This is a genomic window from Clostridium beijerinckii, from assembly GCF_036699995.1.
Taxonomy (GTDB): Bacteria; Bacillota; Clostridia; order Clostridiales; family Clostridiaceae; genus Clostridium; species Clostridium helianthi.
Window position 1 is genome coordinate 3621086 of sequence record NZ_CP144906.1, and the last position, 12908, is coordinate 3633993.

At 29.0% G+C, this 12908-nt stretch carries 12 protein-coding genes and 1 pseudogene; 4 read left to right on the forward strand and 9 right to left on the reverse strand.

Annotation, left to right across the window (positions count from 1 at the left end; genetic code table 11):
- Positions 1 to 432: 432 nt before the first annotated feature.
- The 3 genes from PZA12_RS16660 to PZA12_RS16670 all read right to left on the reverse strand — a co-directional run bounded on the left by PZA12_RS16660 (position 433) and on the right by PZA12_RS16670 (position 2469).
- A complete protein-coding gene (locus PZA12_RS16660) occupies positions 433 to 642 on the reverse strand; it encodes an alpha/beta-type small acid-soluble spore protein (protein ID WP_061114876.1) in 210 nt (69 codons plus the stop codon).
- A 117-nt stretch (positions 643 to 759) separates the two neighbouring features.
- The gene (locus tag PZA12_RS16665; protein ID WP_181006056.1) at positions 760 to 1389 is read right to left on the reverse strand and encodes a hypothetical protein; all 630 of its coding nucleotides are present in this window, start codon (positions 1387 to 1389) and stop codon (positions 760 to 762) included.
- A gap of 207 nt (positions 1390 to 1596) precedes the next feature.
- Complete coding sequence (locus PZA12_RS16670) at positions 1597 to 2469, reverse strand: YitT family protein (RefSeq protein ID WP_103699370.1); 873 nt, start codon at positions 2467 to 2469, stop codon at positions 1597 to 1599.
- A gap of 172 nt (positions 2470 to 2641) precedes the next feature.
- Between PZA12_RS16670 and PZA12_RS16675 the strand changes: the two genes are divergently transcribed.
- Positions 2642 to 4075, forward strand: a complete 1434-nt coding sequence (locus PZA12_RS16675) for a DDE-type integrase/transposase/recombinase (RefSeq protein ID WP_168983577.1) — start codon at positions 2642 to 2644, stop codon at positions 4073 to 4075.
- Positions 4076 to 4356: 281 nt separating this feature from the next.
- Positions 4357 to 5013 carry a Crp/Fnr family transcriptional regulator gene (locus tag PZA12_RS16680; RefSeq protein ID WP_236886673.1) on the forward strand — a complete coding sequence of 219 codons (657 nt, stop codon included), beginning with the start codon at positions 4357 to 4359 and terminating at the stop codon, positions 5011 to 5013.
- Between the two features lie 135 nt (positions 5014 to 5148).
- Here the strand turns inward: PZA12_RS16680 and PZA12_RS16685 are convergent, their stop codons facing one another.
- The 4 genes and pseudogenes from PZA12_RS16685 to PZA12_RS16700 all read right to left on the reverse strand — a co-directional run bounded on the left by PZA12_RS16685 (position 5149) and on the right by PZA12_RS16700 (position 7610).
- Positions 5149 to 5694 carry a hypothetical protein gene (locus PZA12_RS16685; RefSeq protein WP_078117497.1) on the reverse strand — a complete coding sequence of 182 codons (546 nt, stop codon included), beginning with the start codon at positions 5692 to 5694 and terminating at the stop codon, positions 5149 to 5151.
- A gap of 107 nt (positions 5695 to 5801) precedes the next feature.
- Positions 5802 to 6038, reverse strand: a pseudogene (locus tag PZA12_RS16690) (IS1595 family transposase); the annotation flags it as partial.
- 282 nt (positions 6039 to 6320) lie between these two features.
- Entirely contained in the window at positions 6321 to 6698 is a 378-nt protein-coding gene (locus tag PZA12_RS16695) for a hypothetical protein (protein WP_103699242.1), read from the reverse strand.
- 123 nt (positions 6699 to 6821) lie between these two features.
- Positions 6822 to 7610, reverse strand: a complete 789-nt coding sequence (locus PZA12_RS16700) for a ferritin-like domain-containing protein (RefSeq protein WP_103699241.1) — start codon at positions 7608 to 7610, stop codon at positions 6822 to 6824.
- A 278-nt stretch (positions 7611 to 7888) separates the two neighbouring features.
- Here PZA12_RS16700 and PZA12_RS16705 point away from each other — a divergent pair, with 278 nt between their 5' ends.
- Complete coding sequence (locus PZA12_RS16705) at positions 7889 to 8332, forward strand: hypothetical protein (RefSeq protein ID WP_103699240.1); 444 nt, start codon at positions 7889 to 7891, stop codon at positions 8330 to 8332.
- Between the two features lie 122 nt (positions 8333 to 8454).
- Here PZA12_RS16705 and PZA12_RS16710 read toward each other — a convergent pair whose 3' ends face one another.
- Positions 8455 to 9456 carry a Gfo/Idh/MocA family protein gene (locus PZA12_RS16710; protein ID WP_103699239.1) on the reverse strand — a complete coding sequence of 334 codons (1002 nt, stop codon included), beginning with the start codon at positions 9454 to 9456 and terminating at the stop codon, positions 8455 to 8457.
- A 253-nt stretch (positions 9457 to 9709) separates the two neighbouring features.
- Positions 9710 to 10390 carry a YjjG family noncanonical pyrimidine nucleotidase gene (locus tag PZA12_RS16715; RefSeq protein ID WP_103699238.1) on the reverse strand — a complete coding sequence of 227 codons (681 nt, stop codon included), beginning with the start codon at positions 10388 to 10390 and terminating at the stop codon, positions 9710 to 9712.
- Positions 10391 to 11082: 692 nt separating this feature from the next.
- Between PZA12_RS16715 and PZA12_RS16720 the strand changes: the two genes are divergently transcribed.
- Positions 11083 to 12693 (forward strand): permease, encoded by a 1611-nt coding sequence (locus PZA12_RS16720; RefSeq protein ID WP_103699237.1) that lies wholly within the window; start codon positions 11083 to 11085, stop codon positions 12691 to 12693.
- Positions 12694 to 12908 lie beyond the last annotated feature (215 nt).

A 12908-nucleotide genomic window follows, 5' to 3' on the forward strand; every position in this document is an offset into this window, starting at 1 on the left:
AGATAAACCAATTATACGATAGATTTATATTATGAAATATATCCCAACTAGAAATAAGAATTATGCTTTTGTGAAATGTTTCATTAGGAATTTGATGGCTCTGATTCTTAGATTAAAAGTTGTTCCAAGTATGCTAGTTCAAAGCTCGCCTTTGAGGCTAGCATGTTGGATGCAACTTGTAATCTTAGAATCATCCATCATAATTTCCTTAGAAACTGGAACAACAGCATAATTCTTATTTCGGTGAGATATACGCATAAGTATAGACTATAGGTGGTTTATCTATAATCATTTAGCATATATGCCTTTAAAAATTATAAAAAGCCAACAGAACAAATATAACAATGTTATAGTGCTCTGCTGGCTTTTTAACCGCAAGGGGATAGCTATTATATTGCGAAGAAATGGCTTTCTATTATTTTATGTTACTAATTACTTTAAACCTTGTTCGTAGCTTTCAATCATGTGTTTAACCATGTATCCGCCAACGTATCCATTTTGTCTTGAAGATAAATTTCCTTTATCTTGATTTTCGTAATCATTTAATCCTACTTCTGAAGCAACCTCAGTTTTTAATCTGTTTAATCCTTGTTTTGCTTCTGGTACTAATGTTCTGTTTCTTCCACTATTGTTTGATGACATATACATCTACCTCCCTTAATTAATATTTTGTTTGCAGTAATATATTAACCAGTATGATAAATTATAATCTATAAAAATATTAACAAAAGTAGTACAGATAGCTTGTATTAGATAACTTTAGATAATCTTATGTTTTACTTTGAATCCTTTACCATCATTTATGATATTTATCCCTAAAATATCAGTAAATTGCTTAAGACTTTTCATATTATTTATGAATTTAATATTTTTTCTATCAATCACTTTTTCGATTACTTCTATTATATCTTTTTTCTGAGCAGAACTTAGTGTCATATAATTACTTAGGCACTCTCTATTAATATAAGTCAAAGTAGTCCATGCCTGCTCCTCTGATATACTATTTATATCCATTAACACCCACGTAAAATCTTTTCTTCTACTATTTTCAGGATATGCCTCTTTAAAGAACTCTATAAAATGATTTATTGGCTTTGGATCTTTTTCTTTAACATACTTTCCAAGTTGTGATTTTAAAGCATTCTTTAAGTACATTATTGTATTAGGTTTTATGGAATCCTTTAAACTATCAATTTTAGCGTAGATATAATTATATGTATCTGTAATCTGTTCCTCACTTGCATTTCCCTTTTTTAATGCCTTTGTTAAATCAATGTATTCTAAGATACTTTTTTTAGAGCCAAGTTCTTTATTGTATAACTTTTCCCAAATTTCATGTGCAGTTAGACCTTCAAATTTATCGTTAACTAATGTTTCATCTTTATCCATATATGATCCTCTCTCTTTTAAATATACTAACTTTTATATCTTAACATAGTTTCTACAACTTATTTAAAATAACATTATTATAATACAGTATTTATAACAGAATTCCTATAGAATATATTTTATATACGAAAAAATACTCAAGGCAAAATATATATAAATATTTCACCTTGAGCATTTAAATTTCTATTATTAATCATTTTTTATAAATTACGTTGTAGACACCTCTAAATTGTCATATGCACGATTTAGCGTATATCCTCTTCCCCCAACTTCCCTAACGTCTGACACTGTTATAAAAGCGCTATAATCAATTTTATTAACAATATTTTTTACTTTTTGCAGCTTTTCAGCTGGAATAACTGTGCTGATAGCTTTTGCTTCAACTTTTGAGTATCCTTTTTCTGCATGCAATAAAGTTACTCCTGTATCTGCCTCTGAGATAATAGCCTTTTTTATTTCATCATAATGATCACTCATAATAACTACTTGTATCATTTCTTTTCCAAAAGTTAAAGTCTTATTTAACATAAAATAAGTTAAAAATACAACAACCAGGCCATACAATACATTAGTAACACTTGAAAATGTAATTTGCAAAGTTAAGATGCACAAATCAATTACATTTAAAGTGATATGAACTGGAGTATTAAATTTTTTATTTATTATAATTCCTATAATATCAATTCCACCAGATGATGCATTTGCTTTTAATATAAGTCCTGCTCCTATTCCTATTAAACATCCTGCAAGGACACATGATAATAATATATCATTGCAATAATTATGCAGATTTTCATGCTTTTCAAAAAAGTCCAAAAGAATAGGAAATAAAAATGTTGATACTAAAGTAGATAAAGCAAATTTCTTTCCTAAAAAAAATAATGCCGATAAAAATAATGCAATGCTTATAATGTACACAACTATTGTCAAGCTTGCCCCAGTAAAATTATTTATCACTCTTCCTAATCCTGTAACTCCACCAACAATAATATTATTCTCTAATATTAATGTGCTAATAGCAAAAGCTATTAATATATTTCCTAGAAGAATGTAAATTAAACTATTGATTTTTCCTTTCATATTATCACCCCAAGACACAGAAGGTACTGTCAAAGTTTTTTATCTAACTAAGGCAGCAACCCTTTAATTTTTCTTATTTTTTATATAAATAACTTGCCACCCCCAAAAAGTTAAGATATTTTATACTTGCAAAACAAAAACACTGAACTAAAAAAGGAGGCAAGCTATTACCATGATTAATAAGTTTCTTCTTGAAACTGTAATTTATCTTATTGAAATTATAAAGTATCTCATGACTTTGCTGGTTGGCAAAAACTTGCTTAAAAGCATTTCGGACGAACCTGTTAAGAAAGAATACCGAAAGCTTCAAGTAGATGATCAACCAATCTTTGATGTTCCCGAAAAACTTAACTATAAGCTTCTAATAGCTGAATATGAGTTTAAGCACGGCAAAGAATTTGCTCCTGTGAAACCTCGCAAAAACAAAGCGTTAGCTCCTAAGGATGTTATCTGTCCTAAGTGTGGTGCTCCACATACCTATCTTTACGATAATAACGGAGGCCGAGGACAATATCTTTGCAAAGTCTGTGATACCACATTCAATCCTAAAAATTACTATCAGAAATCCATAGTGTTAAGATGTCCTCACTGCAGTAAAACACTTGAAAGAATCAAGGCGCGTAAGGATTTCTACGTTTATAAGTGTAAGAATGATAATTGCTCTTTTTACCAAAATAATCTTAAATCAATGACAAAATCTGAAAAACAAGATTTTAAGAAGAATCCTGGTAAGTTCAAAGTTAGATACATATTTAGAGATTTCACTTTTGACTTTAAGCCACTTTCTAAAGAAAGTCCGGTAAAATCAAAGGTTTCTCTTCCAAACATTATGATTTCTTCTTACACCTTAGGACTCATTCTAACTTACTACGTTAACTACGGTTTATCTTCCAGAAAGACAGCTGCATTGCTTAAAGATATTCATGATATTAAAATATCTCATCAAGCAATTTTAAACTATGTTAATGCCGTTTCAATTGTAGTTAAGCCATTTATAGATAACTACGATTATAAACTTTCTGACTCTTTCTGCGGCGATGAAACCTACATAAAAGTTAACGGTAAGTGGAACTATATTTTCTTCTTTTTTGATGCTGTTAAAAAGATTATTCTATCTTACAGAGTATCACCACATAGAGATACCGAAACGGCTGTAAAAGCCATCGATGATGTTCTAAGTAAGTTAAAAGAAATACCTGAAGATCTTAATCTTATAACTGATGGTAACCCTATATATCTTCTTGCACAGCACTTCTTTGCAAGCCATAGTATAAAATTCGATGTTACTCAAGTTATAGGCTTAACCAATAAAGATGAAGTTTCAAAAGAATATAGGCCATTGAAGCAAATTATTGAACGTCTTAACCGAACCTTTAAAGGCAATTATAGAGCTACTACTGGCTTCGGAAGTCCTAACGGGTCGGTTGCATTTGTAACTATGTTTGTGGCATACTTTAACTTTCTAAGACCACATTCTGCCCTTGAAGGCAAAACTCCTGTAATCCTTGAAGAGTTAGAGTCAATGTCCAACATGCCTACTAGATGGTGCAAATTTATTGAACTATCTCAAGACTTTGTTCTAAATAACTGTACAATAACTGCCTAATGATCTAAAGCAGTTGGTGAAACGCACCCTTGACACGCCCACAAAGATAAATGGTAAAATATCTCAATAGGCGGGTCTATTAGTCATGTTCAAAATTATCATTCACCCGTCCTTAACTGCCTAAGACCATTTATCTTTAGGTGTGTCAAGGGCAACTAGCAAACATAATTTAACATTAAATGGTAGTTGGATTGATTTTTCATATATTTTTTACACTACCCACAGAATACCATAATACTTGAAACAAAAATGTAATCTATGTTACAATCTCATAAAAGAAGGTGAAAAATTTGGATAAAATAAAAATTCCAGAAGAATTATATTATTATTTTGAAAAAGTTGGAAAATCATTAACATATAATAAGAATGATATTATCTATATGCAAGATGATAACGCAACCCATTTATACTTAATAAAGGCTGGCCGAGTGAGAGTATATTCTTCTTCAAAAGACGGTAGTGAAATTACAATAGAGATAGTTGAAAAAGGTAGAATATTTGGTGAATCATCTTTCATTCAAAGTTCAAAACAGCCTACTACAGTAAGTGCAGTTAATGATGTTGAATTGATTTCTTGTTCATTAGAAGATCTATATCCTTACCTAACTCAATCAAAAGAATTGATGATTCTACTTTTTCAGTTACTTTCAAATACATGTAATCATCTTTCAAGTCTGCTTAACCAAGCTTACTTTTATAATCGTTATGAAAAGGTAGCTAATTTTTTGCTGCAACAGACAGCTGTTCCTAATAAAGATAAAAATATAAGCGAAGATTGCATTCCCTATTCTCATGAAGAAATTGCTTCTTGCATTGGCCTAAATAGAGTTACAACCACTAAGATACTAAACTACTTTAGCAAACTAGGATATATTAAACTAAAATATAAAAAAGTAATAATACTAGAAAGAGAAGCTTTAATTAAATATGTAGAGTAGAAGGCTAGAATTATCTTAAAAATAGGCTATGCTTTAATATAATGTTGAAATATAGCCTATAAAAATTATAAGTGGGATTTCCCACCTACAATACTTAATATATATGAAAATTATGAAATATTTATATATATGTCTTTAAAGTGTAATTTTAAATATTTTTCCTTTCCTATGAAATAAATTATTATCACTATAACTTGAATATTCTCCTACTTCTATACCCAAACGATTATACATAGAAAATACCTTGGGATGACTTGATTTTAAATAAATTGCTTTATAATGTTTAGATTTATAATATTGTATTATGTTCTTCAACCACATTTCTCCATTTCCTCTGCCTTCTTGGGCTATATGAAAATAGTTGAATATCAAAATGTCTTTATCCTCTTCGTTTATCTGTATAGGTTCTTTAAAAAACGTCTTATAATCAAGAATGCCACTACTAACAAGAGCAACACCTAAACATTTTTCGTCTTTCTTCATAATATGAAAATCCATATTCATATTTTCATTGCTTTTTACATTCTCAATTAATTTACAACAATGATAAACTTCATTATAATCATCCCACTCATTTTCCGCTTTAAACAGTAAATTTTGTATTATTGGTGCAAGATATTCGCTTTTAAATTCACTTGAAACTCCAAAATTAATACCATTAGTTTTGCTAATAATCTTCATTAACGAACCTCCTTTTTAAATGATGCTCTTAATTAATTGCTATTGCTTACTTGATTATAGTTTTTTATAATACTTATTATAACATAACTTACAAAATACCACATATGCTATACATACATTGGCTTTCTATTTTTTAAATCTCTTACTTTGCAATATGAATGTGCTACATTACTTTGAACTATAAAGTTTTTAGCCTTTATTATCTCTTTATCTGCATCAAATATTTGAAGCCATTTGAACCACTTAACATAGTTACTTAGGTATTTTGTTGCAACACCATTGAACCTGTTAATCCATTTTTTTAAATTGCCATGGAGAGCATTAATAAGTTGAATATAAATCAACGTATCCCTTACCTAAAAATGTGCTTATACAATCAAGAAGATAATATCTTGATTAGTAACAATTGAAAATGGGCTATGGACAATTTGAGAGTGGAATTTCCTTTAGAATCCTCCATTATTATTTTAAAGTATACTATTTCATATCTACCATGAAACAAAAAAAGAATGTAGTAGATTTGTTCTACACAAATCTAGCTACATACCCGAATATTGTGGTATATAGATTCTTTCATAATTACAAAACAATAAAAATCTAACTTACTATACTGTAAATGTATAACATTACTCCTTTCTCATGCCTGCAAATCTCTCATTCCACTCTTCGATCTCTATTCTTTTATACAAATTGTCATTCACATAAATTGCTACTTCATCATGATTCGAATCTTCTATCTCTTCCTCAATAAAAAATGGCATCACTATAGGAATGCAATACTCCCCTTCTTCTTCAGACTTACGCCCCATTTTAATAAAAAGTTCTGCTACGCCTGGATCTTTTATATGCACAATATTGCCTGGATACGTACCAACTATTTTAACTTCATCACATGGCGTTGACATCTCACCTGTAACAAATATATAAATTATTCCGTCTCTTCTATATGCAGTAGCTTTTTCTAATGCCCTCATCATTGTTCTGTATGGACTTATATCAAACATATCTTTCTCCAAAGAATTTATTAATAATTTATATTATGAATATGAATCTTAATAGGTACTTATCATGAATATTTCTTAATAAAATACCACAACATTCATGAGTGTTGCGGTATTAAAAAATATTTAAAGGTTATCTAAATCATTAAAATATCTGCTCATTTTGCTCATAGCTAATTTCTTTGAATCTCCTGATTTTCGCCACTCTTCAACCTGTTCCATGGCTTCATTAGGATTCTTTCCTAAGCCAACAAGTACACCTGATAATATAAATTCTTGATACAAATGCTCAGAGTTAACCCCTTCTTTTGATTCTGTTAAAGCGCGATTAACTAGTGGCGAAATGTAGCTAACCCAATCATCTGGAGTAAGATCATTTGTGTTATCTATATTTTCTGTAATAACTGTGTCTTCTCTCATTAAGCTTCTATTCATAGATTCATTATTTCCAATACTATTTAATGTAAATAGATAATTGTATTTTGAAGCATGCTTTAATTCGTCTGTAATTATATCAAATAATACATCCCTGTAAACTCCTTCAGGAAGTCCTCTCCTAATAGCTCTATATCTTTCTACTGCTGCTAGCTCTCCAAATAAAGCTTTCTTGATACCTTCTAAATATGATTCAGGGACTTCAAAATCTTCTTCATCCTCCATTGTAGCATCCATATCACCTGTAAAATCTTCATAGATCCCTCTAAACAACATATTATGTCTTCGTTCATCATCTCTGATAGATGATATTATTTCTTTCTCTTCATTTGTTGGCGCTTCACTAATAAGATAATCATAAAACAATTCATCTTCTCTTTCTCCTTGAATTGCTTTTTTTGCCCCCTGAATTGCTATCTGTAATTGATCATCATTGTTCATCTGATCATTATTACTCATTTGATTATTATTGTTTTCCATAAAATATTATTGATTCTCCTACAAATAATTAACTCACTTTCATTGTATTAATTTATAATTCATTTGTGCATTAAGATTAATAATTCCCTAGCTATGCCAATAATATAAATTATCTCAATTCATGATACTTATCACCCACATTTCCTTGTTGTACTCGCAGTCAATAAAAGTTACTTTAAAAAACAAGATTTATATATAAACCTATTTTGAAATATAATTCAGTTTAATATTATGGTATAATTTGGCTTACACAACTTGTATATTAGGAGTTATTATTTATGAGAAATAAAAAGAAATTTTCAATATTGCTTTTTTCAATTTTATTAATATTGGCTTTAGGAACAGGATATTACTTATATCATAAACCTGGAACTTTGAATAGTTTTTTATTAAATAATTATAACAAAGAAAATATTGAACAAATAGAGATTAGAAGTACACTTTCGAGACAAGATAGGTCAATTAAAGACAAGGATAAAATAACTGAAATTTTAGCTAATATTTCCAACATAAAATTAGTTCGACATTATGGTAGTACAGCAAATAAAACAAAGGGTTCTATTTATATTTTCATTTATGATAAAAGCAGGATTACTACCGAGATTATCATACAGGGGAAAGAATATATTAATATTATCAATGACTATGATAACTCAAATAAAGAGTATAAAATCATTGATAATAGCTTAGATTTAGATTATATAAATAGATTAATTTCATAAAAAATCAGCATCATGCAGCAGCTGACTTATATTACTATCTGATAAAAAACCAGGCATACATTGGTCTAAGATTAGTATGCCTGATACATAAGCTGCTGTGCTATCCTATTACAAAATTCAAATTAACTTTCTGTTTCTGTAAAATCATCTACTGGGAATATTACTCCACCTTTATGCCTAGCAATTGTTTGAACTTCACTAACTATCAAGCTATGGTCTAGCATTTTATAACATCTTTCTAAATCATTATTTTTGACAGCATCTGAAAATTCAATGAACTCATTAACCATACGGTGCTCATAATTATTTTCATTTACTTCTGAGCTAGTTCCATCATTCATAAGCAATTCAAATCTCTTACAAACATTGGCTGGAGTGTCTTGATATATGCAGCCTTTATCTCCTTGAATATTATTTGCTATAGGTGCCTTACAATCTTTTGCACCAACACAAACACATTTAAATTTTCCATAATCTAAGATTAATACACCTGATGTATCTATTCCCCTCTCAATATTTGGATAATACTCAACATTTTCTGGTTTACCAAATAAACCTACTACATAATGAATGTTATAAATATTCAAATCCATCAATGCGCCACCAGAGAATTTAGGATCAAAAGCAGGCAATACCTTCCCCTCTTTAAAGCTGTTATATCTGCTAGAGTATTGAGAATAATTACACTGAACAATCTTTATATTTCCTAAAGTTGGAAGCAGTTCTTTTATCTTTTTATAGTTTGGGAAATATTGATTAGTTATAGCCTCAAATAAGAATAATTTCTTTTTCCTAGCTAAATCACTTAAAATTAATGATTCCTTATATGTTGATGTAAATGGCTTTTCAACTATAACATTTTTATCAGCATCCAATGCTTTTTTAGCAAATTCAAAATGTAAATTATTTGGTACACCAATATAAATTATATCTAAATCACTATTTAGTAGTTCATCATAATCACAAAAAACCTTCTTAATCCCATACTTATCTTTCAATTCATTCAATGCATCTTCACTTCTTGGAGTTCCGCAAATAGCCTCTAATTCTATATCTTTCAAAAGATGACTAATTGAAAGAAAATCCTTTACTATCATCCCAGCTCCAACAATTCCTAATTTCATATTAATTCCTCCCTTTTACTATTGATATCTCTTTAGTAACCTTATCATTAGATACCTAATATGCTTAACTAAACTTAATTTTCTTTTTAGTTTTTGCTTATTTACTAAGATATATTTCCTCTAATAATTGACTTAAATTCCTTTATTCGTTAGATATCATAGTTACTTTTAATAGCATTATAACCTATAAATTTAATTTAATCATCCCAAATCAAACCAATTAATAAAATTCAAAGTTATTATTTTCTTATCATTATAGTATTTGAAGTAATTCCTTTAACGAATGTATTTCATAGTTTGGAGATATTGATGATTCATTTACTGTTCCCTCCTTGCAAAGCCAACAAGTATCAATTCCAGCGATATTTCCTCCCTTAATATCTGATGTGATAGAATCTCCAATAATTAATGTTTCTGCCTGATTGAACCCCTTAATATGATCCTTGACGTAGTTAAAAAATTCAATTGCCGGCTTATTAGCACCTATATATTCTGATATAAAACAGTCTTTAAAGTACTGTGAAATTCCAGCACCATCTATTCTTGAATGCTGGGTCTTGGCAATTCCATTAGTGATAATATATAAAGTATACTTTTCATGCAGTTTACTCAAAACCTCATGGACATCTGGCATTAATTGCACTCCTTGATTTAAATACGATCTATAGGTCTTCTCCCACTCTCCACCATCTATACTCTTCCCATACTTAGACATTAACTTAGAAAATCTTGTATTTAATACTTCATCTACTTTAATCTTCCCCAGTTCAATATCAGCCCACATGCCTTGATTCATTTTTTTATAAACTTCATACAATTCTTCTGAATATATTTCACCCTTATCTCTAATTAAACTCTTAAACGATTCTTCTTCATTTGCATCGAAATCAAGTAATGTATTATCAACATCAAATAACAACGTATGGTATTTCATTTCATACCGCTCCCTTCCCTTTTATAGATATCCAACTCTAAAACTGAATTTATGTAGTAACTTACCGAAATCATAAATATTTTGATTCCGAAAAGCTATGAAAATATCGCTGAAGGTTCTAAGCAGCAGGTTGTATCCACTTTAGCATGCTCCAACTTTCAGTTTGACAAGCTAAAATGGAACAACCTACAACTAAGAACCTTTAACAGCTCATTTTCAAATGTTTTCTCCACAAATATATTTATGATTTCTAGTGAAGATACAAACTTTAAATATCAGCAACTTTGTAAATATGTTCATCTAATTTGTAAATTGTTTATCTATATGGATAAACAATATATAACTTAGACTTATACAACATTTACCCGAAAGTATAAATCAAATTTTCAATGAGGTATCTATATAGATAAACCAATTATAATATATAATTTGGTCAATTGAAATTACTAAGTGACGAAGTGAGTCGACTTTCCTTCTCTATTTATATAGCTTAACTATTTTTAATCATTTTATTAAAATCTATTGCGCCTATAAAAAGAGTATTATCTAGACCTCTACTAAATTCACACTCATCTTACCAATTTCAAATATAAAAATAATGCCAAAAAATATTGCAAGATTATTCTTGTTTGTTTACATATATGGTAATATAATACATTTAAATGCAAATACATTGCAACAAGGAGATTTATATGAAAACAAAAATAGAAATAATACTAGGATTCTTAGAGTCTGGAAAAACTAACTTTATAAATTCTATGATTAAAAATTGCGATTTACAAAATGAAACTATTGTTGTCATCCAAGATGAATTTGGACAAAGCAAAATAAAGAATGAATTTATAAATTCAAATGAAAATATGAATATTATAAACATTGAAAATACTTCTAATGAAGAAATTAATGAAAAATATATAAACAAAATTTTAGAAATATATTCTCCCCATAGAATATTTATTGAAGTTAATGGTATGAAAAATTCCAACTCTATAATTAATATGTTTAATAATAAAAATTTAAGAAAGTTATGCAGAATTGACGACATCGTAACCTTAATTGATACGAAAAAGTTCTTCATTTATTTCAGAAATATGAAAAGTATGTTAAGTACTCAAATCTATAATAGCAAGACAATAATATTAAACAATATAAATAATATCAACAAAAAAGACTTCTTAAATATTCAGAATCAAATAAAAAGAATTAATGAAACTGCTAATTTATTAGAGCATGCGCCTTCATTAAATATTAAAGAAATACATCAAGACGAATATAGAGAAATTAGTAGCCATAGTTTTTCTGCAATTAAAACCATGTTTTACATGAGCCTTCTAATATTATCATTTACGTGTTTTGCTGCATTATCTATTACCGATAGTAGTGGGTATTCATACTATTTGGACAAGTTTAAAAATTTTTACACTGTATTTATTAGCATATTAATTCAAGGTATCCCATTTATCTTAGTTGGAAGTTTTGTATCTGCAATAATACAAATTTGCATCCCAAAGGATACATTTATCAAATTTTTTCCAAGAAATATATTCTTGTCATGTGTTATTGCAGCTCTTGCAGGCTTACTCTTCCCAATATGTGATTGTGGAACTATTCCTATTGTTAAGGGACTCATAAAGAAAAAAGTTCCTATAGCTGCTAGTATTACTTTCATGTTATCTGCCCCAATAGTAAATCCAATAGCTATAATTTCAACGATATATGCCTTTCAAGGTATGAAAGCGGTTGTAATTTATAGGATTGTTGCAGGCATAATAATCTCTATTCTAGTTGGTTTAATTATGCATTTTCTAACTAGGAAAGACGATGATATATTAAATATAAATAATGATGGACTAAGTTGCGAATGCGGTTTTTGTAATGATGACTATGATTATTCAAGGAATAAGCCGCAAAAAATCAGAGCAGTATTTATTCACACTGGCGATGAATTTTTTAATATAGGAAAGTTTATGATTATTGGTACATTTTTATCTAGCATTTTTCAAAATATAGTATCTGCCGGTACCAACATTCCAATTTTGAGCGGTAATATAAGCCCCTTAATTGCAATGATATTATTGTCTTTTGTGCTTTCAGTTTGTTCAACATCAGATGCATTCATTGCTAAAGGATTTTTAAAACAATTCTCAGTTAACTCTGTAATGGGCTTTTTAGTTGTTGGCCCTATGCTTGATATAAAAAATACAATCATGATTTTTGGAAACTTCAAAAGAAAATTTGCCATAAAACTAATATTTTTTATTATTGTAGTATCATTTAGTATTCTTATTAACCTTAGACTATAGATAAACCAACTTAGACCTGAACTTATGCATATAGCTCACCGAAATCATAAATATTTTGTTCCGAAAAGCTATGAAAATATCACTGAAGGTTCTAAGCAGCAGGTTGCATCCACTTTAGCATGCTCCAACTTTCAGTTTGACAAGCTAAAATGGAACAACCTACAGCTAAGAACCTTTAACAGCTCATTTTCAAATGTTTTCTCCACAAATATATT

Coding starts and splice junctions, on each gene's coding strand:
- PZA12_RS16720 (WP_103699237.1), top strand. CDS start 11,083: ATGAAAACAAAAATAGAAATAATACTAGGATTCTTAGAGTCTGGAAAA.
- PZA12_RS16660 (WP_061114876.1), bottom strand. CDS start 642: ATGTCATCAAACAATAGTGGAAGAAACAGAACATTAGTACCAGAAGCA.
- PZA12_RS16675 (WP_168983577.1), top strand. CDS start 2,642: ATGATTAATAAGTTTCTTCTTGAAACTGTAATTTATCTTATTGAAATT.
- PZA12_RS16715 (WP_103699238.1), bottom strand. CDS start 10,390: ATGAAATACCATACGTTGTTATTTGATGTTGATAATACATTACTTGAT.
- PZA12_RS16665 (WP_181006056.1), bottom strand. CDS start 1,389: ATGGATAAAGATGAAACATTAGTTAACGATAAATTTGAAGGTCTAACT.
- PZA12_RS16695 (WP_103699242.1), bottom strand. CDS start 6,698: ATGTTTGATATAAGTCCATACAGAACAATGATGAGGGCATTAGAAAAA.
- PZA12_RS16705 (WP_103699240.1), top strand. CDS start 7,889: ATGAGAAATAAAAAGAAATTTTCAATATTGCTTTTTTCAATTTTATTA.
- PZA12_RS16710 (WP_103699239.1), bottom strand. CDS start 9,456: ATGAAATTAGGAATTGTTGGAGCTGGGATGATAGTAAAGGATTTTCTT.
- PZA12_RS16685 (WP_078117497.1), bottom strand. CDS start 5,694: ATGAAGATTATTAGCAAAACTAATGGTATTAATTTTGGAGTTTCAAGT.
- PZA12_RS16700 (WP_103699241.1), bottom strand. CDS start 7,610: ATGGAAAACAATAATAATCAAATGAGTAATAATGATCAGATGAACAAT.
- PZA12_RS16670 (WP_103699370.1), bottom strand. CDS start 2,469: ATGAAAGGAAAAATCAATAGTTTAATTTACATTCTTCTAGGAAATATA.